This is a genomic window from Kitasatospora sp. NPDC023176 (genome assembly GCF_055560495.1).
Window position 1 is genome coordinate 351617 of the sequence record NZ_JBVHIP010000003.1, and the last position, 24435, is coordinate 376051.

Sequence of the window (24435 nt, forward strand, 5' to 3'; positions counted from 1 at the left end):
CTCAGACCTGCCCCTCCCCGTAGGCGGCCAGCGCCTCCCGCGCGGCCGAGCGCGCCTGCTCCGCCAGCTCGGGCGGCGAGACGATCCGGCCGTCCCGGCCCAGCCGCAGCGCCAGCGGGCGCAGCTGGGAGGGGTCGGCGCTGCGCAGGGTGATCCGCAGTCCGCCGTCGGGCAGTTCCTCGGCCCGGTCGTGGGTGTAGTACTCGGCGACCCAGCGGCCGCCGGAGGAGACCTCCACCACCACCTCCGGGTCGTCCGCCGCCGGGTTGACCAGCCCGCCGCTGAGGTCGCGCGGCTCGCGCCGGGGCGGGTCGGCCGGGACGTCCAGGACGCGGATCTCGGCGACCCGGTCCAGCCGGAACATCCGGTGGTCCTCCGAGGTGCGGCACCAGGCCTCGAGGTAGGTGTGGCCCTCGGTGAGCAGCCGGATCGGGTCGACCTCGCGCTCGGTCATCCCGCCGCGCCCGTGCGAGTAGTAGCGCAGCCAGAGCCGGCGGCCCTCGCTGAGCGCGCGGTCGATGTCGGCGAACACATGGCTCTCCGCCTCGAAGGTGACCCCGACCCGGGCGCTGCCCTCGGCGCTCTCTCCCGCGGCGTTCTCGATCTTGGCGACGGCGCGGGTGAGCGCCTCCCGGTCCCCGGCCCGCAGGCCCGGCAGTCCGGCCACCGCCCGGGCGGCGACCAGCAGCGCGGTGGCCTCGTCGGCGGCGAGGCGCAGCGGCTGGGCCACGTCGTCGACGTTGTGCCACCAGATCCGCTCGCCGTCGGTGTCGATGTCGAGCAGGTCGCCGCCGCGGAAGCTGGTGCCGCACATCGGCAGCACGTTGAGGTCCCCGATCAGCTCGCGCTCGCTGATCCCGAACGCCCGGGCCACCTCGGCGACCTCGGCCCCGGGCCGCTCGCGCAGGTAGGTGACCAGCGACAGCATCCGCCTGGTCTGGTCAATGGCGTTACTCATGCGTCCACCTCGCTGCGCTCGGCGGGCGCTTCGCACAGGACGCACCTTCCGACGGTTCGCTCGCTTCGCTCACTCACGCGCCCACTCCTTCAAGCCCCGCGACCGCCCGCAGCCGGTCGACCACATCCGCCCGCAGCTCCTCCGGCCCGAGCACCAGCACGTCCGGCCCGAACTCCGCCAGGTCGGCGCCCAGCCCGTTGCCGTACGGGATCTCCAGCTCGTCCCAGGCCTCGTCGACCCGGGTGCTGCCCAGCGCCTTGGTGCGCAGCGGGAAGCCGGCGCCGCGGCGGACCCGGACGGTCGCGGTGGCGGTGGCCCCCTCACCGGCGAACTTGGCCACGGTGGCGCGGACGTCCACGTGCTCCGGCACCGTGCCGAGGAAGGCTCCGCCCTTGGCCTTCACCTTGCCGGTGATCCGGCTGAGCCGGAACACCCGGGCGTCGCCGCGGTCCCGGTCGTACCCGGCCAGGTACCAGTGCCCGCGCCAGCACTCCAGCGCCCACGGCTCGACGCTGCGCTGCTCGACGGCGGCGGCGCCGGCCTTGCGGTACTCGAAGGTGACCGGGCGGCGGTCCCGGGCGGCGGTGAGCAGCGGCTCGAACGCGGCCTCCCGGGCGGGGATGCGCGGCTCCAGGGCGGTACGGCCCTCGGGCTCGGTGAACGGCACCCCGGCCGCGCGCAGCTTCTGCAGCGCCCCGCTGGCGGCGCCGGACATCTTGGCCTGCTGCCAGACCCTGGCGGCCAGGGTCAGCGCGGCGGCCTCCTCGGCGTCCAGCGCGATCTCCGGCAGCCGGTTGCGGTCGGGGCGGGCGAGGTAGCCGAGTTCGCCGTCCAGCGCGCTCTCGTCGACGTCGATCACCAGGCCGAGCTCGCGCAGGTCGTCCTTGTCCCGCTCGAACATCCGGTTGAAGGCGTCCTCGCTGCTGTTCTGCCAGGCTTCCCGGTACGCCTCGATGGATTCCCGCAGCTCCTTCTTGGAGAGCGGACGTCTGGTGTTCATCAGGCACAGGGCGAGATTCATCAGCCGCTCTGCCTTGGCGATCGCCATCGCTGACCCTTCCGGTGTGCCGCGCCGCGCGCGGGGTGCGCCAACCGGGCGATCCTCACCCGGCGGGACCGACCGTACCGGTAGCGGTACGCACTGCAAAAGCCGCGTCCCGGGCCCGGTCCCCACGGGGTGCCGTTCGGGCCCGGAAACGGCCTCGGGCCGGGCCCCCGAAGGGGTCCGGCCCGAGGTCGGAGCAGCCTCAGACGGCCAGCAGGTCGACCACGAAGATCAGGGTCGAGTGCGGCGGGATCGCCGAGGTCGGCGACTGGGCGCCGTACGCCAGGTGCGACGGGATGGTCAGCTCGCGACGACCGCCGACCTTCATGCCCACGACGCCCTGGTCCCAGCCCTTGATGACCCGGCCGCCGCCCAGCGGGAAGCGGAACTCGTTGGGGCTCCGGTTCCAGCTCGCGTCGAACTCCTCGCCGGTCTCGAAGGTCACGCCGACGTAGCGGACGCTGACGTTCTGACCCGGCTTGGCCTCGGCACCGTCACCGACGACGATGTCGCGGATCTGCAGCTCGGTCGGAGCGTCGCCGATCGGGAAGTCGATCTCGGGCTTCTCGTTCAGGTTCACAGCCATGGTCCCTCTTCTCACGTTTCGCAATTCCCTACACGACCAAGCGGCGGACGCCCGCACCCGGTCCACCCGACCACAAGGTACGGGGAGGACCACGGTACGGGCGCCCGCCGCCCGTCAGGACACGGCCACGCGGCCGGCCCCGAAGGTCACACGCACACCATTGTCACCCGAAAGCGGGTCAGCCCTGACCGGCGTCCAGGATGTCCACCACGAAGACCAGGGTCGCGCCGGGCGGGATGTCGCCCTGGCCCTTGTCCCCGTAGCCCAGCGAGGCCGGGATCACCAGCTCGACCCGGCTGCCGACGGTCTGGCCGACCAGCCCCTGGTCCCAGCCCTGGATGACCTGGCCGCCACCGACCGGGAAGGAGAACGCCTGGCCCTTGCTGAGCGAGGAGTCGAAGACCTTGCCGTCCTTGGCCAGCGCGCCGGTGTACTGGACGACGACCTTCTCGCCCTTCTCCACCGCCGGCCCGGTGCCCTTGATCAGGACGTGGGTCTTCAGCTCGGTCGGGTCCTTGGCGCCGGCCACCGGGGTGATGTCCGCCGGCTTCTTGCCGTTGTCCTTGACCTGCGGGAAGTCCGCCGGCGGCGGGGTGACGGTACCGCTCACCACGGCGTCGGGCGCGTTGGCGTTGCGGACGTCGATCACGAAGATCAGGTTGTCCTTGGGGCCGATCGACATGTCCGGCTTGCCCTGGGAGCCGAAGCCGGCCGCCGGCGGGGCCACCACCAGCAGGCGGCTGCCGGCCTTCTTCCCCATCACGGCCTGGTCCAGCGCGGGGATCAGCGAGTCGGTGCCGGCCTGGAAGATCTGCGGCTTGCCGTTGTTGTCGTACGAGCTCGGGATGTCCTTGCCGGTGTTCCAGTCCTTGGCGGTGTAGTCCACCGAGGTCCAGGTGTTCTTGTCCACCTTGGGGCCGGTGCCCTCGGACAGCACCTTCACCACGAAGGAGCCGTCGGAGGCCTCGCCCGGCACCTGGATCTCGGCCTTCTTGCCGAAGTCACCGGTGACGGTCGGCAGCACCTTGGCGCTGTCCTTGATCGGCGGGACCGGCTCGGCGGTCGGCGTGGGCGGCGCGGACTTCGTCGCGTCGGGCTGGGCCGCCGCGGAGGTGTCCTTCGAGGAGTCCTTGTTCACCATGTACAGCGTCACACCGCTGCCGACCAGCAGCAGGGCGATCACCGTGCCGAGGATCACGCCCAGCTTGCCCACACCGGGCGGGTTCTCGTCGTACCCGGCCTCCGAGCTGTCGGCCTTGCGCACGCTGCTGGCGAAGATCTGCGGGGCGTCGTCCTCGTCGTTCTTGGACCTGCCCGTCGCACGCGGCTTGTCGCCGGGCTGCGCCCAGCCGGCCTGCTGCGCGAGGATCGCCGGGGGAACGACGATCGACTCGCGGTCCGCGGCGATCTGGCCGCCGGGACGGGAGGCGGCCGGGTCACCCGCAGAGCTGTCGTTAGCCGCGGTGCCGGCCCCGCCCGGGCTCGGCGTCTTCTCAGTCATGACTCCCCATCCATCTCGCCACGAGGTCTTCCAGGTCTGCGCCCGGCGTGGTGAGCGCCGGCCTGTCGCCGTACCCGTCCGCCCCGGACCCCGGCGCCGGGCGGCGCCTGCCACAGTGCGAGGGCAGTATGACAGCTCAGGATGAGGGCGGACGCTTCGTTGTACGAGCGTCCGCCCAAGCGTACGGAATTCTCCCGGCGACTTCCTAGACCGCCCGCTAGACCGCTTCGAGAATGTCGATCACGAAGACCAGCGTGGAGTTCGGCGGAACCGAGCCCTGCGCCTGGTCCTTGTACCCCAGCGCCGGGGGCACCACCAGCAGCACCCGGCTCCCCACGTTCTGCCCGACCAGGCCCTTGTCCCAGCCCTCGATCACGCTGCCGGTGCCGATCTGCACCGCCTGGGCGCCGCCGTGGGTCCAGGAGGCGTCGAACTGCTGCCCGTTGCTCCACAGCACCCCGGTGTACTGCACCACCAGGGTCTGGCCGCTCTTGACCTGCTTGCCCTCGCCCTTGATCAGCACCGCCTGCTGGAGGTCGGTGGGCGCGGCCTGCCCGGCCGGGATGGTGATCCCCACCGGCGCCTTGCCGTTGTCCTTGACCTGCGGCAGGGTCGCGGCCGGCTGGGTCATGGCCCCGGTCAGGGTGGAGTCCTGCGGCAGGGCCTCCACGATGTCCAGCACGAACACCACGGTGTCGCCCTTGTTGACGCCCAGCTGGGTGGAGCCCTGCTCGCCGAAGGCCGCCGCCGGCGGGGCCACCACCAGCAGCCGGGTGCCGACCTTCTTGTCGATCACGGTCTGGTCCAGCGCGGGCACCAGCTGCCCGCTGCCCGCCTGGTAGAGCTGCGGCTTGCCGTTGTCGTCGTACGAGCTGGGCAGGTCCTTGCCGGTGGTCCAGTCCTTCGCCGTGTAGTTGACGGTCACCCAGTCGCCCTTGTTGACCGTCGACCGCTCCCCGTCGGTCACCGTGTTCACCACGAACTGGCCGCTGGGCTGCTGGCCCTCGGGGATGGTGATGGTGGCCTTGCTGCCGAATCCGCCACCCGAAAGAGTGGGCATCGGGGAGGCCTCGCTCACCGGTGCCGGCACGGTCGGGGCGGCAGTCGCGGTGGACGGCGTCGCCGGGCCGGCCGCCTTGGGCGAGCTGCTGCAGGCGACCGCCAGCAGCAACGGCAGGGTGAGAAGCAAACCGGCGGTGCGGCGCACGGTGGTCCTAACTGTCGGTCGAAGTCGGCTCCCCCGAATCGACGGACAGCGTATGCCCGGCATGCGTCCGGCCCCGGTAGACACCACCGGGGCCGGTCAACGCGTGGATCACGGCGCACGCCTCACGGTCACATGCCCGCGATCAGCTTCTCCACCCGCTCGTCCACCGAACGGAACGGGTCCTTGCACAGGACCGTGCGCTGCGCCTGGTCGTTCAGCTTCAGGTGCACCCAGTCCACCGTGAAGTCCCGGCGCTGCTCCTGCGCCCGGCGGATGAAGTCCCCGCGCAGCCGGGCCCGGGTGGTCTGCGGCGGGATCGACTTGGCCTCGAAGGTCTTGAGGTCGGTGGTCACCCGCTTCGCCTGGCCCTTGCCCTGGAGCAGGTAGAACAGGCCGCGGCGGCGGTGGATGTCGTGGTACGCCAGGTCGATCTGGGCCACCCGCGGGTTGGACATGCTCATCTGGTGCTTCTCGCGGTAGCGCTCGATGAGCTTGTACTTCATGATCCAGTCGATCTCGGTGGCCACCTCGTCCAGCCGCTCGGTGCGGACGGCCTCCAGGGTGCGGCCCCACAGCTCGAGCACCTGGGCGATGGTCCCGGTGTTGATCCCCTTGCGGTCGGCGAACTCCAGGGCCTTGGTGTAGTACTCCTCCTGGATGTCCAGCGCGCTGGCCTCCCGGCCGTTGGCGAGCCGCACCTGGTGGGTGCCGGTGAGGTCGTGGCTGACCTCGCGGATCGCCCGGATCGGGTTCTCCAGGGTGAGGTCGCGCATCACCACGCCGGCCTCGATCAGCCGCAGCACCAGGTCGGTGGAGCCCACCTTGAGCAGGGTGGTGGTCTCGGACATGTTGGAGTCGCCGACGATCACGTGCAGCCGGCGGTAGCGCTCGGCGTCCGCGTGCGGCTCGTCCCGGGTGTTGATGATCGGGCGGGAGCGGGTGGTGGCGGAGCTGACGCCCTCCCAGATGTGCTCGGCCCGCTGGCTGACGCAGTAGACCGCGCCGCGCGGGGTCTGCAGCACCTTGCCCGCGCCGCAGATCAGCTGGCGGGTCACCAGGAAGGGGATGAGCACGTCGGCCAGCCGGGAGAACTCGCCGTGCCGGGCCACCAGGTAGTTCTCGTGGCAGCCGTAGGAGTTGCCGGCCGAGTCGGTGTTGTTCTTGAAGAGGTAGACGTCCCCCGCGATGCCCTCCTCGTGCAGCCGCCGTTCGGCGTCCACCAGGAGTCCTTCGAGGATCCGCTCGCCCGCCTTGTCGTGGGTGACCAGCTCGGTCACGTCGTCGCACTCGGGGGTGGCGTACTCGGGGTGAGAGCCGACGTCGAGGTAGAGCCGGGCGCCGTTGCGCAGGAAGACGTTGCTGCTGCGGCCCCAGGAGACGACCCGGCGGAACAGGTACCGCGCGACCTCGTCCGGCGACAGCCGCCGCTGCCCGCGGAACGTACAGGTCACGCCGTACTCGTTCTCCAGCCCGAAAATCCGGCGGTCCATGAGCACTCCTATCTGGTCGGAGCTGTCCGAAACCGCCTCCACGACGTCGTGCGTCGCAGGGGCACCGGAGTCCCGTGCGGCGATCGTCTCGGCGCACGGGACTCCACAGGCACTACTCGTTCGACGGCGGGGTGGCCGCCGGCTTCTCCTCGTCGTCCGCCTCGGCGGACTGGTCCCCGTCGAGCAGCCGGCTGAGCTGGTTGCCCAGGATCCGCTTGAACTTGCGCTGCTGGAACCGCTGGCGGTCGAGGACCGCGACCTCCAGCTGTTCCGGGGTGAGGGCGCGCGGGCTGCCCCCGTTGGGGTCGCGGGCGAGCGAGTCGACGGCGACCTTCACCGCCTCGGTGAGGCTCAGGCCGACGCGGTGGCGCTGGCCCAGGTAGTTGCCGATCGAGTCGGCGTTGCCGCCGACCACGACGTAGTTCTTCTCGTCGACGACCGAACCGTCCGGCGTGAGCCGGTAGATCTGGTCGTTGTCCGCGGTGCGGCCGACCTCGGCGACGATCAGTTCGACCTCGTACGGCTTCTCGCCGACCGAGGAGAAGATGGTGCCCAGGGTCTGGGCGTACACGTTGGCCAGGCCGCGGGCGGTGACGTCGGCCCGGTCGTAGGAGTAGCCGCGCAGGTCGGCGTAGCGGACGCCGCCGATGCGCAGGTTCTCGAACTCGTTGTAGCGGCCGACCGCCGCGAAGGCGATCTTGTCGTAGATCTCGGAGACCTTGTGGAGCGCCCTGGAGGTGTTCTCGGCGACGAAGACGATGCCGTCGGCGTAGGTGAGCACGACCACGCTGCGGCCGCGCGCGATGCCCTTGCGGGCGTACTCCGCGCGGTCCGCCATGGCCTGCTGGGGCGAGACGTAGAACGGTGTCGACACCGGCGGTCGTCCCTTTCCTGTGAGGTGATGGCTCAGGGGGCGTCTGGTGGAACTCTGCCGGGTCCGCCTGGTCCGACAAGATCCACAAGACCTCCCTACATCAGCGGGGCCTGCGGGCCGTTGGGCCGGGTCAGACGCTCGTCCGTGATGGCGATCGCGATCTCCGCGACCTCCGCGTCGGTGAGCCGGCGGAAGCCGTCCGCGGTGATCAGCGAGACGATCGGGAAGATCTTGCGGGCCAGGTCCGGGCCGCCGGTGGCTGAGTCGTCGTCCGCCGCGTCGTAGAGCGCCTGGACGACCAGGGTGACGGCCTGGTCGGCCGTCAGGTCATCGCGGTAGAGCTTCTTCAGGGAACCGCGGGCGAAGACCGAGCCCGAGCCGGTGGCGGCGAAGCCGCGCTCCTCGGAGCGCCCGCCGGTGACGTCGTAGTTGAAGATCCGGCCGCGGCCGAGGTCGACGTCGTAGCCGGCGAACACCGGGACCACCGCGAGACCCTGCATCGCCATGCCCAGGTTGCCCCGGATCATGGTGGTGAGCCGGTTGGCCTTGCCCTCCAGGGAGAGCGTGGTGCCCTCGATCTTCTCGTAGTGCTCCAGCTCCAGCTGGAACAGCCGGACCATCTCGATCGCGAGGCCGGCGGTGCCGGCGATGCCGACCGCGCTGTACTCGTCGGCCGGGAACACCTTCTCGATGTCGCGCTGGGCGATGACGTTGCCCATGGTCGCCCGGCGGTCACCGGCGATCACCACGCCGCCGTCGAAGACCGCGGCCACGATCGTGGTCCCGTGCGGGGCCTCGACCACGGCTCCCCCGGGGAGCCCGCGGAGGCCGGGGAGCAGCTCCGGCTTGTGCTCGGCGAGGAAGTCGAGGAACGAGGAGGACCCCGGGGTCAGGAAGGCAGCCGGTAGACGCCCGGTGCCACGAGTGTTGGCTTCCACACGATTCCTTCCAGGTAGCTTGAAGCGCGCCTTGCCCGCACCCTACCCGCCGACGATCAACGTCCACGCGTGGAGGGGCCGGTGCCGGGACGGCCGGGCGGACAACGCCGCCCGACCGTCCCGGACGGTCACGACCGTGAATTCCCGATGACCGGGGACGGGCTATTGCCCGCCCTTCTGAACGAATCCCCGGACGAAATCCTCGGCGTTCGACTCGAGCACTTCGTCGATTTCGTCCAGCACCGCGTCGACGTCGTCGCTCAGCTTTTCCTGGCGCTCCTTGAGGTCCTCGGAATTCTGGGTTTCCGCGACCTGCTCCTCGACCTCCTCGGAGGAACGGTTTGCCCGCTGCTGGCCGCCGCCGGTGTCCTTGCTCGCCATTTCCCTCACCCCGCTCGAATCGTCTGGCACGGTTTGGTCGGTCGGTCGTTGCCGGTTGGCACCGACCCTATACACAAGGTGCGACTACCGCTCCCGGTTTGCCGGTGGCGCTTCCTGTCCAACACCCGCTGCCACCCCGGATGATTCCCATTCGGCGGACGTTCACCCGTGGTGATCGAAAAGTTACCCGCCGGCCAGGACGCGCAGCAGGTCCTCCGCCGTGCGGCAGCGGTCCAGCAGCTCCTTGACGTGGTTGCGGGTGCCGCGCAGCGGCTCCAGCGTGGGCACCCGCTGCAACGAGTCCCGGCCCGGCAGGTCGAAGATCACCGAGTCCCAGGAGGCCGCCGCGACGTGCTCCGCGTACTGCTCCAGGCAGCGCCCGCGGAAGTACGCCCTGGTGTCCTCCGGGGGCTTGGTGACGGCCCGCTCGACCTCCTCCTCGGTCAGCAGCCGCTCGAACCTGCCGCGGGCCACCAGGCGGTTGTAGAGGCCCTTCTCGGCCCGTACGTCGCTGTACTGGAGGTCGACCAGGTGCAGCCGCGGGTTGTCCCAGTCCAGGGCGTCCCGACTGCGGTAGCCCTCCAGGATCTCCCGCTTGGCGATCCAGTCCAGCTGCTTGGAGAGCGACATCGGATCGCGCTCCAGCCGCCCCAGCACGTCCTCCCAGCGGGCCAGCACGTCCATGGTCTGCTCGTCGGCGTCGGTGCCGAAGCGGTCCTCGACGTACTTGCGGGCCAGTTCGAAGTACTCCAGCTGCAGTTGGACGGCGGTGAGCTTGCGCCCGTTGCGCAGGGTGATCAGGTGCTTGAGGGTCGGGTCGTGGGAGACCCGGTGCAGGGTGCGCACCGGCTGGTCGACGGCGAGGTCGGAGGCGATGAAGGAGTCCTCGATCATCGCCAGGACCAGCGAGGTGGTGCCCAGTTTGAGGTAGGTGGAGATCTCGGAGAGGTTGGCGTCCCCGATGATCACGTGCAGCCGGCGGTACTTCTCGGCGTCGGCGTGCGGTTCGTCCCGGGTGTTGATGATCGGGCGCTTGAGGGTGGTCTCCAGGCCGACCTCGACCTCGAAGTAGTCCGCCCGCTGGCTGATCTGGAAGCCGTTCGACGAGCCGTCCTGGCCGATGCCGACCCGGCCGGCGCCGGTGACCACCTGGCGGGAGACGAAGAACGGGGTGAGATGGCGGACGATGTCGGCGAACGGCGTCGACCGCTTCATCAGGTAGTTCTCGTGGGTGCCGTAGGAGGCGCCCTTGTTGTCGGTGTTGTTCTTGTACAGGTGGATGTTCTGCCCGTTGGGCAGCTCCAGCGCGCGTTGCGCGGCGGCGGCCATGATCCGCTCGCCGGCCTTGTCCCACAGCACGGCGTCGCGCGGGTTGGTCACCTCGGGCGAGCTGTACTCGGGGTGCGCGTGGTCCACGTAGAACCGGGCCCCGTTGGTGAGGATGACGTTGGCGAGGCCGATGTCCTCGTCGGTCAGCTGGCTGGCGTCCGCCACCTCGCGCGCGAGGTCGAAGCCCCGCGCGTCGCGCAGCGGGTTCTCCTCCTCGAAGTCCCAGCGGGCCCGCCGTGCCCGGTGCATCGCCGCCGCGTAGGCGTTGACGATCTGGGACGAGGTGAGCATGGCGTTGGCGTTGGGGTGCCCGGGCACGGAGATCCCGTACTCGGTCTCGATTCCCATCACGCGCCGTACGGTCATGCGGCCCTCCTTGCCCGGTGCGCCGCCCCCGACGGACGGAACACACTGACTTCCGCTGGACAACACCGGCGCCGGACGTCTGCCCGCGGACGGTGGGTCGAGCCTATTTCCGCGCCGACCGGCGGGCCCCCGAGACGCGCCGTCCGGCTGCGGGGCCGCGAGGCGCCACAGCCGGACGGTGTGCGTACAGCTCCGGGGACCGCTGGCGGCCCGGACAACCGCGTGCTTACAGGTACTGCCCCGTGTTGGCGACAGTGTCGATCGAGCGACCGGACTCGGCGCCCTGCTTGCCGGTGACCAGCGTGCGGATGAAGACGATCCGCTCGCCCTTCTTGCCGGAGATGCGGGCCCAGTCGTCCGGGTTGGTGGTGTTGGGCAGGTCCTCGTTCTCCTTGAACTCGTCCACGCAGGCGGCGAGCAGGTGGGAGACGCGCAGACCGCGCTGACCGTGGTCGAGGAAGTCCTTGATGGCCATCTTCTTCGCGCGGTCGACGATGTTCTGGATCATGGCGCCGGAGTTGAAGTCCTTGAAGAACAGGACCTCCTTGTCACCGTTGGCGTAGGTGACCTCCAGGAAGCGGTTCTCCTCGGTCTCCGAGTACATCCGCTCCACGACCGACTGGATCATCGCCGCCACCGTGGCCCCGACGGAGCCGTCGTGCTCCTTGAGGTCGTCCGGGTGGAACGGCAGCGAGTCCTTGAGGTACTTGGAGAAGATGTCCTTCGCGGCCTCGGCGTCCGGGCGCTCGATCTTGATCTTGACGTCCAGCCGGCCGGGCCGCAGGATCGCCGGGTCGATCATGTCCTCGCGGTTCGAGGCGCCGATGACGATGACGTTCTCCAGGCCCTCCACGCCGTCGATCTCGGCGAGCAGCTGCGGGACGATGGTGTTCTCCACGTCCGAGCTGACACCGGAACCGCGGGTGCGGAACAGCGACTCCATCTCGTCGAAGAAGACGATGACGGGCGTGCCCTCGCTCGCCTTCTCCCGGGCCCGCTGGAAGACCAGGCGGATCTGCCGCTCGGTCTCGCCCACGTACTTGTTGAGCAGCTCGGGGCCCTTGATGTTGAGGAAGTAGCTCTTCCCCTGGGGGCGGCCGGTGACCTCGGCGACCTTCTTGGCCAGCGAGTTGGCGACCGCCTTGGCGATCAGCGTCTTGCCGCAGCCGGGCGGGCCGTAGAGCAACACGCCCTTGGGCGGGCGCAGCTCGTACTCCTTGAAGAGGTCGGCGTGCAGGTACGGCAGTTCGACCGCGTCGCGGATCAGCTCGATCTGGTTGCTCAGGCCGCCGATCTGCCGGTAGTCGATGTCCGGGACCTCCTCGAGGACCAGCTCCTCGACCTCGGACTTCGGCACCACCTCGTACACGTAGCCGGAGCGGGGCTCCAGCAACAGGGCGTCCCCCGCCCGGATGGTGACCTCGCGCAGCGGTTCGGCGAGGCGCACCACGCGCTCCTCGTCGGTGTGGCCGACGACCAGGGCGCGTTCGCCGTCCTCGAGGATCTCCTTGAGGGTGACGATCTCGCCGATGCGCTCGAAGGCCATCGCGTCCACGATGTTGAGGGCCTCGTTGAGCATCACCTCCTGGCCGCGCCGCAGTTCGTCGAGGGCGACGTTCGGACTGACGTTGACGCGGAGCTTGCGACCGCCGGTGAAGATGTCGGCGGTACCGTCCTCGTTCGCCACGAGGAAGGTGCCGAAACCGGCCGGGGGCTGTGCCAGCCGGTCCACTTCCTCCTTGAGGGCCACGATCTGGTCGCGGGCCTCGCGCAGGGTGGAGGCGAGTCGTTCGTTCTGGGCGGTCACGCCGGCCAGGTTGGTCTGGAGCTCGACGATCCGCTCTTCGAGGATTCTCGAATTGCGCGGCGAGTCGGCGAGCTTGCGGCGCAGTACGGCGATTTCCTGCTCAAGGTACGAGACCTGAGCGGCCTCGTCGGAACCACGAGCGGGCCTGCCGGTGCTGCGGTTGTAGTCGTCATCGTGGGCTGCCACGGTCCTCACCTCCTCCGGGGAGCTGGACGCTTCCAGACCCTACCTGGGACCAGGGGTCCGTAAACCCCTAGATCAAGAAAGATGGAACGGGCGTGTCCGATCTTCGCCCCAGCGTGCTTCCCCTCTGCTAAGGGGATACCCACCGCTCACCACCCAAAGCGGGCCAGATGTATCGTCGAGCGAAGTGATATCCGATCGCGACCGCGGTGCTGGGTCCGATCGTTGTACGAATGGCGGGATTGCTCCAGGAATAGGGGCGACCCGGGACAGAAACGGCAGGGGACATGTCGGTGACCGAGCAGACCGCGACGGCGGGCGAGGAGCTGGAGGTGTGGATCGACCAGGATCTGTGCACCGGCGACGGCATCTGCGTCCAGTACGCACCCGAGGTCTTCGAGCTGGACATCGACGGACTCGCGTACGTCAAGGGCCAGGACGACGAACTGCGCCAGCAGCCCGGGGAGACCGCCCCGGTGCCGCTGACGCTGCTTCAGGACGTGGTGGACTCGGCCAAGGAGTGCCCCGGCGACTGCATCCACGTGCGCCGGGTCACCGACCGGGTCGAGGTCTACGGACCGGACGCCGAATAGCCGTTCAGACGGCGGAGACCGGGGCGGCGGACTGGGAGCGTACCCAGCCGCCGCCCTTGTGCGTCCAGGTGAGGTCCAGTGAGACGTCGGGCCGGAAGCGCGGCACGTCGTCGCTCGAATACCCCTGCGCGTGGCCGGTGATGGCGCCGTCGGAGCGCACCGCGAGCCGGTTCAGGGTCAGGTTCTCGCGGTCGGTCAGCAGGGTGGCGACCACTGCCGGGCGCCCGTCCGGGCCGAAGCCGAGCAGGTAGACGGAGTCCGGCGGGGTGCCGGTGTCGGTGTCGCAGTGCGCGGCGACGACCGTACCAGGGTGGCCGTCTCCCAGGTCGGCGGGCACCCTGAGCACCGTCTTGACCGGGAACGGGCCGCAGTCCATGGGCAGTTGGGCCTTGGCCGGATCGGGGGCGGCGCTCGCGGCGAGCGCCTTGGGGGTGCCGCCGCGGGCCGGCAGCGGGGTGCCGGTCGCCGGGGAGGCGGCGAGTGCGGCGGCCACCACCGCGCCGCAGCCGGCCAGGGCCAGGGCCCAGTGCCAGGGGGTGGTGCGCGCGTGACCGGGCCGGGTGGGGCCCTGCGGTGTCTGCTGTCCAGCCGTCGCCGTCGTCCCGACCGCGGTCTCCACCAGGCGTCCCCTCCAGAGCTCCAGGAGCTGGTCTGCGTGTGAGCGAGCATCGTCCCACACCGTCGCGGGCGCAGACGAAAGGGGTGGTGCGAGCCGATGCTCGCACCACCCCTGGTGTTCGGGTCCGGACTCAGCCCAGGTCGGGCTGGACCGCGTCGGTGTCACGGGCGGCCTTGCGGGCCGCGGCGCGCTCCTGCAGGGACGGCTCGGGCGTCCCGTTGTCGTAGTCCTCGCCGTAGGCGCCCTTGGCCGGGCGGCGGCGGCGCAGCGGCGGCTCGACGCCGTCCGCCAGGCGGCGGGCGGTGAGCAGGAAGCCGGTGTGGCCGATCATCCGGTGGTCCGGGCGGACGGCCAGGCCCTCCAGGTGCCAGGTGCGGACCATGGTCTCCCAGGCCTGCGGCTCGGTGAAGGTGCCGTGGTCGCGCAGTGCCTCGACGGTCTTGGACATCTGCGTGGTGGTGGCCACGTAGCAGCAGATGAGGCCGCCGGGCACGAGCGCCTGGGAGGCGACGTCCAGGCACTCCCAGGGCGCCAGCATGTCGAGGATGACGCGGTCGACGTCGGTCTCGACCAGGTTGTCCTGGAGGTCGCCGACGGTCAGCTTCCACGCCGGGTGCGGGCCGCCGAAGTAGCGCTCGACGTTGCCCTGGGCAATGTCCGCGAAGTCCTGCCGGCGCTCGTAGGAGGCCAGCATGCCCTGCTCTCCGACGGCGCGCAGCAGGTACATGCTGAGCGCGCCCGAGCCGACACCCGCCTCGATCACCCGGGCACCGGCGAAGATGTCGGCCATGGCCAGGATCTGCCCCGCGTCCTTGGGGTAGATCACGGCGGCGCCGCGGGGCATGGACAGGACGTAGTCGGGGAGCAGGGGGCGCAGCGCGAGGTACGGGACGTTCCCCGTGGTGCGCACGACCGTGCCTTCGGGAGCGCCGATCAGCTCGTCGTGCGGGAACGCACCCTTGTGGGTGTGGAACTGGTTCCCGGCCTGGAGCGTGAACGTGTAGTGGCGACCCTTGGGGTCGGTCAGCTGGACCTGGTCCCCGACCTGGAAGGGCCCGCGTCGGCGGGCGGCACCGGTCGGTTCGGACATGCGGCCAATCCTAAGGGAAGCGGGCCGCTCCACCTCACCAGGGCCTGGTCACCGGCCGGACACGGCCGCGGTCAGGCGCTGCTCGATGTCGGTGAGGGCGGCCACACCGTACACCCGGCCGTCCGCCTCGACCACCAGGTACTCCCCCGCCGGGGTGGCCTGGATGGCCCGCAGCAGGTCCTCGCCGCCGAGGTCGGCGTCCAGCCGCAGCCCCGGTTCGAGGTCGCGGGAGAGCGGGCCCACGGACACCCAGGGCCGGCGGTGCTCCGGTACGGTCCGTACCGCGGACTCCCGGACGATGCCGATCGGGTCGCCCCGGCCGTCCACCACCACGACCGCGCCGGCCTGGGCCTCGTGGGCGCGGCGCATCGCCTCGCCGAGCGGGGTGTCGGCGGTGACCTCGACGGTGCGGCGGGCGAAGTCGCGCAGCCGCAGCTCGGGCAGCGCCGCCTTGAGCCGGGCGTTGCGCAGGCTCCCGGTGGCGCCGTTCCAGATGATCGCGGCCAGCACGGCGGCCAGCACCGCGTCCACCAGGGTGTCGGTGGTGCTGACTTCGGTGCCGCGTGAGGCGTTGACCAGCGGCAGGCCGAACAGCAGCACGACCGCCAGCGCCCGGCCGATCCAGGCCGCCGCCACCGTGCCGGTCATCGCCTTGCCGCTGACCGCCCAGACCACGGCGCGCAGCATCCGGCCGCCGTCCAGCGGCAGGCCGGGCAGCAGGTTGAAGGCGGCCACCACCAGGTTGGAGACCATCAGGCCGGTGAGCAGCACCCCGGGCACGCTGGACAGTTCGACGGCGCGCAGCGCGAGGTAGAAGACGCCGCCGAGCACCAGCGACAGTAGCGGGCCGACGAAGGCCAGCCAGAACTCCCGCCAGGGGCTCTCGGCCTCGTTCTCGATCTCGGAGACGCCGCCGAAGAACTGCAGCTGGATCCGCCGCACCCCGAGCTTGTAACGCAGCGCGACCAGGGTGTGGGCGAGTTCGTGCACCAGCACGGAGGCGTAGAAGGCGACCGCGAAGCAGAAGGCCAGCAGATAGCGCACGCCGCTGCCGAGTTCGGGCAGGACGTCGCCGAGCTGCCCGCCGAACACCCAGGTGATCAGGGCGGCGATGACGAACCAGGACGGGGTGACGTAGACGGGCACCCCGAAGGGGCGCCCCATCAGGAGCCCGCCGCCGCGTTCCGGCGGCTGCCGGCCCGGGCGGTCGCCGTCCTGCGGTGGCTGGTCGGAGGTCTGCTGCCCCCTGGTGTCGCTCACCGTGATCCCTTCGGTCGTTCGCCCGTGGTGCCCCCGGTGCGCCCACGCTACGTGATCGCGGCCACTGGGTGCCGCGCGCCCCTCTGTCAGCCTTCATACCCACTGGGGCGGGCTCGGACCGGCCCCGGGCGTTCCCGGGGCCGGTCCCGGGAAAGGCCCGGGCGGCAGCTCGGTGGCAGCGGGATGACAGCGAAGGGCAATAGGGTCGTAGTCATGCAGCAGACCGACACCAGCAGCGCCGCCGCGGCACCGGCGCGCCCGGCGGCGCCCCCGACCGGGCTGTCCCCGTCCCGCGCGGGGGACTTCCTCACCTGTCCCCTGCTGTACCGGCTGCGGGTGATCGACCGGCTGCCCGAGCCGCCGAGCCAGGCGGCGACCCGGGGCACGCTGGTGCACGCCGTGCTGGAGCGGCTGTTCGACAGCCCGGCGACCGAGCGGACGCCCGAGCGGGCGCTGGGCCTGCTGCGCCCGCAGTGGGAGCGGCTGCTGGGCGAGCGCCCGGAGCTGGGCTCGCTGTTCCCGGACGACCCGGACGGCGCGGCGCTGACCCGCTGGCTGGCGGACGCCGAGAAGCTGGTCGGCCAGTGGTTCCGGCTGGAGGACCCGACCCGGCTGCACCCGGTGGAGCGGGAGCTGTACGTGGAGACGGCCCTGGAGTCGGGGCTGCTGCTGCGCGGCTACATCGACCGGGTGGACGTCGCCCCCACCGGTGAGGTCCGGCTGGTGGACTACAAGACCGGCCGGGCGCCCTCCCGGGACTTCGAGGGCAAGGCGATGTTCCAGATGAAGTTCTACGCGCTGGTGGTGTGGCGCTGGAAGGGCGTGATCCCCAAGCGCCTCCAGCTGGTCTACCTGGGCGGCGGCGGGGACGTGGTCAGCTACGACCCGGACGAGGCCGACCTGCTCGCGGTGGAGCGCAAGCTGCAGGCGCTGTGGGAGCGGATCGCCCAGGCGGTGGCCACCGGGGACTTCCCGGCGACCCGCAACCGGCTCTGCGACTGGTGCGACCACCAGGCCAGCTGCCCGGAGTTCGGCGGCACCCCGCCGCCGTACCCGCTGCCAGTGCAGGCCAGCACAGGCCCGTACGTCGGATGAGAGCGATCCCACGGGGGATCCGATGAACAAGGAGTCCTAGTGACGATCCGTGTGCTGCTGGTCGACGACCAGCCGCTGCTGCGCACCGGTTTCCGGATGATCCTGGAGGCCGAGTCCGACCTGGTGGTGGTCGGCGAGGCCGGCGACGGCCAGCAGGCGCTGGACCAGGTGCGGGCGCTGCAGCCCGACGTGGTGCTGATGGACATCCGGATGCCGCGGATGGACGGCGTCGAGGCGACCCGCCGGATCGCCGGTCCGGGCCGCGACGGGCCGGCCAAGGTGCTGGTGCTGACCACCTTCGACCTGGACGAGTACGTGGTGGAGGCGCTGCGCGCGGGTGCCAGCGGCTTCCTGCTGAAGGACGTCCCGGCGGAGGAGCTGGTGCAGGCGATCCGGGTGGTCGCGGACGGCGCGGCGATGCTGGCGCCGAGCATCACCCGCCGGCTGCTGGACATGTACGCCACCAAGCTGCCCTCGGGCGAGGAGGCGCCGCCGCAGGCGCTGAGCGCGCTGACCGAGCGGGAGTTGGAGGTGCTGAAGCTGGTGGCGCGCGGGTTGTCGAACGCGGAGATCGCGGCCGAGCTGTTCGTCAGCGAGACGACCGTGAAGACCCATGTCGGCCATGTGCTGACCAAGCTCCAGCTGCGCGACCGGGTGCAGGCGGCGGTGTACGCCTACGAGAGCGGGCTGGTGCGGCCGGGCGCCCTGTAGCCGGCCGGAACGTGACGGCGGCCCGCCCGCTTCCCCCGGTGGTTCAGGGGGGAAGCGGGCGGGCCGCCGTGCGTGGCGCGTTACTTGCCGCTGCGGCCGATCTCCCAGAAGCGGAAGAAGCCGGTGGTGTCGACGGTGGACTCGACGCCGGTGATGTCCGCACGGGCCGCGTAGAAGGACTTGTTCTGGTACAGCGGGATCATCGGCACGGTGTCCGCGACGATCTGCTGGATCTGCGCGTAGCCGGCCGAGGCGGCGCTGCGGTCGGCCTGCTTGAGGCCGTCCGGGATCAGCTTCTGGCTGATCTTCGGGTCGTCCCAGCCGGTGTGGAAGATGCCGCCGTCGATCAGCAGCGGGGCGATGTAGTTGTCCGGGTCCGGGTAGTCGGCGAACCAACCGACGATGTACGCCTGGTACTTGCCCTCGGTCCAGCCCTTCTTGTAGGCGTCCCAGTCGGGCTCCTGCTGGACCGTCACCTGGAACAGGCCGCCGGTCTCCAGCTGCTTCTTGAGGGTGTCGGCCTCGCCGCCGCCGGCCCGCGAGCGGGACCAGGTGAGGGTGAGCTTGACCGGGATCTGGACCTTGTTGTCGGTCAGGGCCTTCTTGGCCTTGGCCACGTCCTGGTCGCCCCAGCGGTCGAAGAAGGCGGTGGTGTGGCCGGTGACGCCGGCCGGGACCATCGCGTACAGCGGCTGGACGGTGCGGGCGAAGACGTCGCGGGCGAGCGCCTTGCGGTCGAGCAGCGCGGCGGCGGCCTGGCGCACGCCGACGTTGCTCAGCAGCGGGTCCTTGGTGTTGAAGGCCAGCGAGCGGGTGTCGTTGCTGTCGCCCTCGACGACCTGGAGGTCGGTCTTGCCGCCCTGCTGGTCGGAGCGGATCTGGGCCGCGGTGTTGGGCTCCAGGCTGTTGTCGGTGACGTCGACGTCGCCCTTGTCCAGCGCGGCCTTGAGGTCGGCGGGCTTGTCGAAGTACCGGACGGTGAACTTGCTGTTCCGCAGCTTGGCGTCACCGGTGTACTTGTCGTTGGGGACCAGCACGACCTTGCCCAGTTGCTTGCCGTCGGCCATGCCCTCGACCGAGTCGAAGCGGTACGGGCCGGAGCCGACCACCTTGTCGTTGGAGAGCGCCTTGTCCGCCGGGAAGACCTGGTGGTCGACGATGGCACCGGCCGGGGAGGCCAGCTTGGCCGGCAGGGTGGCGTCGGGGGCCGACAGGTGGAAGACCACCTCGGTGTCGCCCTTGGCCTCCACGCTCTTGATCGAGGCGAGCAGGCCCGCCGGGCCGTTCTGGTCGTTGATCTTCTTGGTCCGCTGGATCGAGAACACCACGTCCTCGGCGGTCAGCGGGTGGCCGTTGGAGAACTTCAGGCCGGGCCGCAGGGTGCAGTGGTACTCGGTGGCCTCGCCGCCGGAGAAGTCGCAGGACTGCGCGGCGTCCGGGGAGGGCGTGCTGGCGGCCGCCGGGAAGGTCAGCAGCGACTGGAAGGTGTTGCGCAGCACGAGCCAGGAGCCGGAGTCGTAGACGACCGCGGGGTCCAAGGTGCCGGTCAGCTGGGCGGTCCCCATGGTGATCGCCTTGCCGCCACTGTCCCCCTTGACGGCGTCGGTGACCGATCCGCATCCGGCCACCGTCACGGCGACCAGACCGGCGCAGCCGAGTGCTGCCAGGCGTTCAGCTGAAGTCTTCACGGGAGCGTCCTTCGGGGGTGTCGCGAACCCGAGTAGCGTGCCATATCGAACACGCACGACCGATACCCGTGCAGATGACGTTTGGGACACGGTGGTTGGGGGCATCACGGCGCACCCGACGAGTTGTCAGCCAATGCCCGTTTTCTCCCCCGGAGCCCTCGGATCGAGGCACTTACCGGCGAGTAGACCCCGCCCGCAATGAGATGACAATCACACCCGCGAGGCGACCAGCGAGCGCAGCAGTTCGAGATCGACCTGCTCCAGCGACGGCAGCACCAGCCGCCCGGGAGCCGGCTCGATCGGCGCCACCGAGGGCACCGCGATCACCGGGCAGCCGGCCGCCTCCCCCGCCCGCACCCCGGTCGGGGTGTCCTCGACGACCACGCAGCGGGCCGGCTCCGCCCCCAGCCGGCGGGCCGCCTCCAGGTACGGGTCCGGGAACGGCTTGGTGCGCGGCACCTCGTCCCCGCCGATGGTGAAGGCGAAGCGCTCGGCGCCCAGCGAACGCAGCACGATGTCGATCACGTGCCGGTGCGAGGCGGACACCAGCGCGGCCGGGATCCCGTGCGCGGCAAGGGTGTTGAGCAGCCGCTCGGCGCCCGGCATCAGCGGCACCCCGCCGGCCAGCAGGTCGACGAAGCGCTGGTTGACCAGCACGCCCAGGTCGGCCGGGGCGATGTCCACCCCGGTACGGGCGACCAGGTAGTCCATCACCCGGGTCATCGGGCCGCCGACCACGTGGGCCCGGTCCCGCTCGTCCAGCTGGTGGCCCAGCTCGGCGAAGAGCGTGACCTCGGCCTGCCACCAGAAGTCCTCGGTGTCCACCAGCGTGCCGTCCATGTCCAGCAGCACCGCCTGCAGGCCGCGGTCGTTCCCGTGGTCGAGCGCCAGGGCGGCGGTGGGGCTGGTGGTCATGGTGGATCCTTCCGGCGGGGCCCCGCGGCGTGTCCTCGGACGTCCTCGGGGATGGCACAGGCCGGCCCGCTGGTGAGCGGACCGGCCCGTTCAGGATCATCCAGGATACGCCCGCTTCGCCCGGAAAGAGCGAACGGAGAGGGGCGTCGGGATTACCGGGCGTTGAAGTACTTCGCCTCGGGGTGGTGGATCACGATCGCGTCGGTGGACTGCTCCGGGTGCAGCTGGAACTCCTCCGACAGCACCACGCCGATCCGCTCCGGCCGCAGCAGGTCGGCGATCTTGGCGCGGTCCTCCAGCTCGGGGCAGGCCCCGTAGCCGAGCGAGAACCGGGCGCCCCGGTACTTGAGCGCGAACATGTCCTTGACGTCCTGCGGGTCCTCGCCGGAGAAGCCCAGCTCGTAGCGGACCCGGGCGTGCCAGAACTCGGCCAGCGCCTCGGCCAGTTGGACCGACAGACCGTGCAGCTCCAGGTAGTCGCGGTAGGAGTTCCCGGCGAACAGCTCGTTGGCCGCCTCCGAGATCCGGTTGCCCATGGTGACGACCTGCAGCCCGACCACGTCCCGCTGGCCGGACTCCTCCGGGCGGAAGAAGTCCGCCAGGCAGAGCCGGCGGCCGCGCCGCTGGCGGGGGAAGGTGAAGCGGGTCCGCTCGGTGCCGTCCTCGTGGAAGACGATCAGGTCGTCGCCCTTGGAGTTGGCCGGGAAGTAGCCGTAGACCACGGCCGCCTCCAGCCAGCCCTCGGTCTGCAGCCGGTCCAGCCAGGCCCGCAGCCGCGGCCGGCCCTCGGTCTCCACCAGCTCCTCGTAGGACGGGCCCTCGCCGCTGCGCGCGGCCTTCAGACCCCACTGGCCCTTGAACAGCGCGTCCTCGTCCAGCCAGGAGGCGTAGTCGGCGAACGGGATGCCCTTGACGATCCGGTCGCCCCAGAACGGCGGGGTGGGCAGCCCGTTGTCCAGCGCGACGTCGGAGCGGATCTGGCCGAGGTTGACCTCGGGCTCCGGCTCCTCCACCTCGACCCGGGCGTGCCGGCGCTGCTTGAGCTCCGGCAGGGTGGCGCCGGGCACGCCGCGCTTGACGGCGACCAGCGCGTCCATCAGCCGCAGGCCCTCGAAGGCGTCCCGGGCGTAGCGGACCTCACCCTCGTAGATCTCGTGCAGGTCCTGCTCGACGTAGGCGCGGGTCAGGGCGGCGCCGCCGAGGATCACCGGGAAGCTGGCGGCCAGCTTGCGCTGGTTCAGCTCCTCCAGGTTCTCCTTCATGATCACGGTGGACTTCACCAGCAGGCCGGACATCCCGATCACGTCCGCGTTGTGCTCCTGCGCGGCGTCCAGGATCGCCGAGACCGGCTGCTTGATGCCCAGGTTGACCACGTTGTAGCCGTTGTTGGACAGGATGATGTCGACCAGGTTCTTGCCGATGTCGTGGACGTCGCCCTTGACGGTGGCCAGCACGATGGTGCCCTTGCCCTCGCTGTCGGACTTCTCCATGTACGGCTCCAGGTGGGCCACCGCGGTCTTCATCACCTCAGCGGACTGGAGCACGAACGGCAGCTGCATCTGGCCGGAGCCGAACAGCTCGCCGACCACCTTCATCCCGGACAGCAGGGTGTCGTTGATGATCTCCAGCGCCGGACGCGCGGTCAGCGCCTCGTCCAGGTCGGCCTCCAGGCCGTTGCGCTCGCCGTCGATGATCCGGCGCTGCAGCCGCTCGTCCAGCGGGAGCGCGGCCAGCTCCTGGGCCTTGGAGGCCTTGACCGAGGCGGTGGAGACGCCCTCGAACAGCTCCAGCAGGCGCTGCAGCGGGTCGTAGCCGTCCCGGCGGCGGTCGTAGACGAGGTCCAGGGCGGCCTCGCGCTGGTCCTCGGGGATCCGGGAGATCGGCAGGATCTTGGAGGCGTGCACGATCGCCGAGTCCAGGCCGGCCTCCACGCACTCGTGCAGGAAGACCGAGTTGAGCACCACCCGGGCGGCCGGGTTGAGGCCGAAGGAGATGTTCGACAGGCCGAGGGTGGTCTGCACCTTCGGGTGGCGGCGCTTGAGCTCGCGGATCGCCTCGATGGTCTCGATGCCGTCCCGGCGGGACTCCTCCTGGCCGGTGGCCAGGGTGAAGGTCAGGCAGTCGACCAGGATCGAGCCCTCGTCGATGCCGTAGTCGGCGGTGAGTTCGGCGATCAGCCGCTCGGCGATCTCGACCTTCAGCTCGGCGGTGCGGGCCTGGCCCTGCTCGTCGATGGTCAGCGCGATCAGGCCGGCGCCGTGCTCGCGGGCCAGCGAGGCGATCTTCCCGAAGCGCGAGTCGGGGGCGTTGCCGTCCTCGTAGTTGACCGAGTTGAGCAGCGCGCGGCCGCCGAGCGCCTCCAGACCGGCCTGCAGCACGGGCGGCTCGGTGGAGTCCAGCACGATCGGCAGGGTGGAGGCGGTGGCCAGCCGGCCGGCGATCTCCTTCATGTCGGCGACGCCGTCGCGGCCGACGTAGTCGACGCAGAGGTCCAGCAGGTGGGAGCCGTCCCGGATCTGGTCCCGGGCGATCTCCACGCAGGCCTGCCAGTCACCGGCCAGCATCGACTCGCGGAACTTCTTCGAGCCGTTGGCGTTGGTGCGCTCGCCGATCGCCAGGTACGAGGTGTCCTGGCGGAACGGCACCGACTGGTAGAGCGAGGAGGCCGAGGGCTCCGGCTGCGGCTCGCGCCGGGCGATCGGGCGGCCCTGCACCCTCTCCACCACCTGGCGCAGGTGCTCGGGGGTGGTGCCGCAGCAGCCGCCGACCAGCGAGAGGCCGTACTCGCGGGTGAACACGTCGTGCGCCTCGGCCAGTTCGGCCGGGGAGAGCGGGTAGTGGGCGCCGTCCTTGCCGAGCACCGGCAGGCCCGCGTTCGGCATGCAGGACAGGCCGATCCTCGCGTTCTTGGCGAGGTAGCGCAGGTGCTCGCTCATCTCGGCCGGGCCGGTGGCGCAGTTGAGGCCGATGTAGTCGACGCCGAGCGGCTCCAGCGCGGTGAGCGCGGCGCCGATCTCGGAGCCGAGCAGCATGGTGCCGGTGGTCTCCACCGTCACCTGGACCAGCACCGGGAGGTCCAGCCCGGCCTCGGCCAGGGCGCGCTTGGAGCCGAGGATGGCGGCCTTGGTCTGCAGCAGGTCCTGGCTGGTCTCCACCAGCAGGGCGTCGGCGCCGCCGGCGATCAGGCCGGCCGCGTTCCGCTGGAAGCCGTCGCGCAGCGTCTCGTACGGGGCGTGGCCGAGGGTCGGCAGCTTGGTGCCGGGGCCGATCGAGCCGAGCACCCAGCGGGTGCGGCCGTCGGCGGCGTGGGCGTCGGCCACCTCGCGGGCGATCCGGGCACCGGCCTCGGACAGCTCGAAGATGCGCTCGGGGATCTCGTACTCGCCCAGGGCGGAGAAGTTGGCGCCGAAGGTGTTGGTCTCGACGCAGTCCACGCCCACCGCGAAGTAGGCCTCGTGGACGGAGCGGACGATGTCGGGCCGGGTGACGTTGAGGACCTCGTTGCAGCCTTCGAGGTTCTGGAAGTCCTCCAGCGTCGGGTCCTGCGCCTGGAGCATGGTGCCCATCGCACCGTCGGCCACCACCACCCGGGTGGCGAGTGCTTCGCGCAGCGCGTTCGCGCGGCTCTGCTGAGTGATGGACGGATCGGCTGCAGTGGCCATGGGGCGTCTCCCTGTGCGACGGCTGTCGGCTTTGCGCGCCCGCTTGCTCGGGCATGCACCTGGCCAGGGTATCCGGCCCACCGCCCGGCATGCCGGTGCATTCCGTATCCTGAACGCTCGTCCGCAAGGGGGGAGCA

General features: G+C 70.8%; 20 protein-coding genes. 3 read left to right on the forward strand and 17 right to left on the reverse strand.

Features of this window, described 5'->3' with window-relative positions; translation table 11 throughout:
* Window position 1: 1 nt before the first annotated feature.
* The 11 genes from ACZ3YL_RS07630 to arc all read right to left on the reverse strand — a co-directional run bounded on the left by ACZ3YL_RS07630 (window position 2) and on the right by arc (window position 12668).
* Complete coding sequence (locus tag ACZ3YL_RS07630; protein ID WP_316520336.1) at window positions 2-958, reverse strand: helix-turn-helix transcriptional regulator; 957 nt, start codon at window positions 956-958, stop codon at window positions 2-4.
* A 73-nt stretch (window positions 959-1031) separates the two neighbouring features.
* Window positions 1032-2006: a helix-turn-helix transcriptional regulator gene (locus ACZ3YL_RS07635; RefSeq protein ID WP_188308366.1), complete on the reverse strand. Its 975-nt coding sequence runs from the start codon at window positions 2004-2006 to the stop codon at window positions 1032-1034.
* A gap of 199 nt (window positions 2007-2205) precedes the next feature.
* Window positions 2206-2589, reverse strand: coding sequence for an FKBP-type peptidyl-prolyl cis-trans isomerase (locus ACZ3YL_RS07640; protein ID WP_188308367.1), 384 nt, complete (start codon window positions 2587-2589; stop codon window positions 2206-2208).
* Window positions 2590-2767: 178 nt separating this feature from the next.
* On the reverse strand, window positions 2768-4090 hold the full coding sequence (locus tag ACZ3YL_RS07645) for an FKBP-type peptidyl-prolyl cis-trans isomerase (protein WP_188308368.1): 1323 nt from the start codon (window positions 4088-4090) through the stop codon (window positions 2768-2770).
* A 217-nt stretch (window positions 4091-4307) separates the two neighbouring features.
* A complete protein-coding gene (locus ACZ3YL_RS07650; protein WP_188308369.1) occupies window positions 4308-5297 on the reverse strand; it encodes an FKBP-type peptidyl-prolyl cis-trans isomerase in 990 nt (329 codons plus the stop codon).
* 128 nt (window positions 5298-5425) lie between these two features.
* Window positions 5426-6787, reverse strand: a complete 1362-nt coding sequence (gene pafA / locus ACZ3YL_RS07655; protein WP_188308370.1) for a Pup--protein ligase — start codon at window positions 6785-6787, stop codon at window positions 5426-5428.
* Between the two features lie 112 nt (window positions 6788-6899).
* Window positions 6900-7661: a proteasome subunit alpha gene (gene prcA / locus ACZ3YL_RS07660; protein WP_188308371.1), complete on the reverse strand. Its 762-nt coding sequence runs from the start codon at window positions 7659-7661 to the stop codon at window positions 6900-6902.
* A 95-nt stretch (window positions 7662-7756) separates the two neighbouring features.
* Window positions 7757-8599 (reverse strand): proteasome subunit beta, encoded by an 843-nt coding sequence (gene prcB, locus ACZ3YL_RS07665; protein ID WP_188308372.1) that lies wholly within the window; start codon window positions 8597-8599, stop codon window positions 7757-7759.
* A 162-nt stretch (window positions 8600-8761) separates the two neighbouring features.
* The gene (locus tag ACZ3YL_RS07670; RefSeq protein ID WP_188308373.1) at window positions 8762-8980 is read right to left on the reverse strand and encodes a ubiquitin-like protein Pup; all 219 of its coding nucleotides are present in this window, start codon (window positions 8978-8980) and stop codon (window positions 8762-8764) included.
* Between the two features lie 183 nt (window positions 8981-9163).
* Window positions 9164-10675 carry a depupylase/deamidase Dop gene (gene dop, locus ACZ3YL_RS07675; RefSeq protein WP_188308374.1) on the reverse strand — a complete coding sequence of 504 codons (1512 nt, stop codon included), beginning with the start codon at window positions 10673-10675 and terminating at the stop codon, window positions 9164-9166.
* A gap of 226 nt (window positions 10676-10901) precedes the next feature.
* Window positions 10902-12668: a proteasome ATPase gene (arc, locus tag ACZ3YL_RS07680; protein ID WP_188308375.1), complete on the reverse strand. Its 1767-nt coding sequence runs from the start codon at window positions 12666-12668 to the stop codon at window positions 10902-10904.
* A 284-nt stretch (window positions 12669-12952) separates the two neighbouring features.
* Between arc and ACZ3YL_RS07685 the strand changes: the two genes are divergently transcribed.
* A complete protein-coding gene (locus tag ACZ3YL_RS07685; RefSeq protein ID WP_188308376.1) occupies window positions 12953-13258 on the forward strand; it encodes a ferredoxin in 306 nt (101 codons plus the stop codon).
* Between the two features lie 4 nt (window positions 13259-13262).
* Here the strand turns inward: ACZ3YL_RS07685 and ACZ3YL_RS07690 are convergent, their stop codons facing one another.
* The 3 genes from ACZ3YL_RS07690 to ACZ3YL_RS07700 all read right to left on the reverse strand — a co-directional run bounded on the left by ACZ3YL_RS07690 (window position 13263) and on the right by ACZ3YL_RS07700 (window position 16227).
* On the reverse strand, window positions 13263-13877 hold the full coding sequence (locus ACZ3YL_RS07690) for a hypothetical protein (RefSeq protein ID WP_188308377.1): 615 nt from the start codon (window positions 13875-13877) through the stop codon (window positions 13263-13265).
* 130 nt (window positions 13878-14007) lie between these two features.
* The gene (locus tag ACZ3YL_RS07695) at window positions 14008-14967 is read right to left on the reverse strand and encodes a tRNA (adenine-N1)-methyltransferase (protein ID WP_188308378.1); all 960 of its coding nucleotides are present in this window, start codon (window positions 14965-14967) and stop codon (window positions 14008-14010) included.
* A gap of 48 nt (window positions 14968-15015) precedes the next feature.
* Window positions 15016-16227 (reverse strand): site-2 protease family protein, encoded by a 1212-nt coding sequence (locus ACZ3YL_RS07700; protein ID WP_317621373.1) that lies wholly within the window; start codon window positions 16225-16227, stop codon window positions 15016-15018.
* A 213-nt stretch (window positions 16228-16440) separates the two neighbouring features.
* Here ACZ3YL_RS07700 and ACZ3YL_RS07705 point away from each other — a divergent pair, with 213 nt between their 5' ends.
* Entirely contained in the window at window positions 16441-17322 is an 882-nt protein-coding gene (locus ACZ3YL_RS07705) for a RecB family exonuclease (protein WP_223243172.1), read from the forward strand.
* Between the two features lie 39 nt (window positions 17323-17361).
* Window positions 17362-18033: a response regulator gene (locus ACZ3YL_RS07710; RefSeq protein ID WP_063346919.1), complete on the forward strand. Its 672-nt coding sequence runs from the start codon at window positions 17362-17364 to the stop codon at window positions 18031-18033.
* A gap of 80 nt (window positions 18034-18113) precedes the next feature.
* On the opposite strand, the gene ACZ3YL_RS07715 is transcribed toward ACZ3YL_RS07710, so the two are convergent.
* From ACZ3YL_RS07715 to metH, 3 genes are all read right to left on the reverse strand, one after another.
* The gene (locus tag ACZ3YL_RS07715; protein ID WP_188308380.1) at window positions 18114-19721 is read right to left on the reverse strand and encodes an ABC transporter substrate-binding protein; all 1608 of its coding nucleotides are present in this window, start codon (window positions 19719-19721) and stop codon (window positions 18114-18116) included.
* Between the two features lie 210 nt (window positions 19722-19931).
* Entirely contained in the window at window positions 19932-20636 is a 705-nt protein-coding gene (locus ACZ3YL_RS07720; RefSeq protein ID WP_188308381.1) for an HAD family hydrolase, read from the reverse strand.
* A 152-nt stretch (window positions 20637-20788) separates the two neighbouring features.
* Window positions 20789-24298 (reverse strand): methionine synthase, encoded by a 3510-nt coding sequence (gene metH / locus ACZ3YL_RS07725; protein ID WP_188308382.1) that lies wholly within the window; start codon window positions 24296-24298, stop codon window positions 20789-20791.
* Between the last annotated feature and the right edge of the window lie 137 nt (window positions 24299-24435).

Excerpts from the sequence above, each read along its gene's own strand:
- ACZ3YL_RS07630 (WP_316520336.1), bottom strand. The coding sequence starts at position 958 with ATGAGTAACGCCATTGACCAGACCAGGCGGATGCTGTCGCTGGTCACC.
- ACZ3YL_RS07635 (WP_188308366.1), bottom strand. The coding sequence starts at position 2,006 with ATGGCGATCGCCAAGGCAGAGCGGCTGATGAATCTCGCCCTGTGCCTG.
- ACZ3YL_RS07640 (WP_188308367.1), bottom strand. The coding sequence starts at position 2,589 with ATGGCTGTGAACCTGAACGAGAAGCCCGAGATCGACTTCCCGATCGGC.
- ACZ3YL_RS07645 (WP_188308368.1), bottom strand. The coding sequence starts at position 4,090 with ATGACTGAGAAGACGCCGAGCCCGGGCGGGGCCGGCACCGCGGCTAAC.
- pafA (WP_188308370.1), bottom strand. The coding sequence starts at position 6,787 with ATGGACCGCCGGATTTTCGGGCTGGAGAACGAGTACGGCGTGACCTGT.
- ACZ3YL_RS07670 (WP_188308373.1), bottom strand. The coding sequence starts at position 8,980 with ATGGCGAGCAAGGACACCGGCGGCGGCCAGCAGCGGGCAAACCGTTCC.
- dop (WP_188308374.1), bottom strand. The coding sequence starts at position 10,675 with ATGACCGTACGGCGCGTGATGGGAATCGAGACCGAGTACGGGATCTCC.
- ACZ3YL_RS07685 (WP_188308376.1), top strand. The coding sequence starts at position 12,953 with ATGTCGGTGACCGAGCAGACCGCGACGGCGGGCGAGGAGCTGGAGGTG.
- ACZ3YL_RS07695 (WP_188308378.1), bottom strand. The coding sequence starts at position 14,967 with ATGTCCGAACCGACCGGTGCCGCCCGCCGACGCGGGCCCTTCCAGGTC.
- ACZ3YL_RS07705 (WP_223243172.1), top strand. The coding sequence starts at position 16,441 with ATGCAGCAGACCGACACCAGCAGCGCCGCCGCGGCACCGGCGCGCCCG.
- ACZ3YL_RS07720 (WP_188308381.1), bottom strand. The coding sequence starts at position 20,636 with ATGACCACCAGCCCCACCGCCGCCCTGGCGCTCGACCACGGGAACGAC.
- metH (WP_188308382.1), bottom strand. The coding sequence starts at position 24,298 with ATGGCCACTGCAGCCGATCCGTCCATCACTCAGCAGAGCCGCGCGAAC.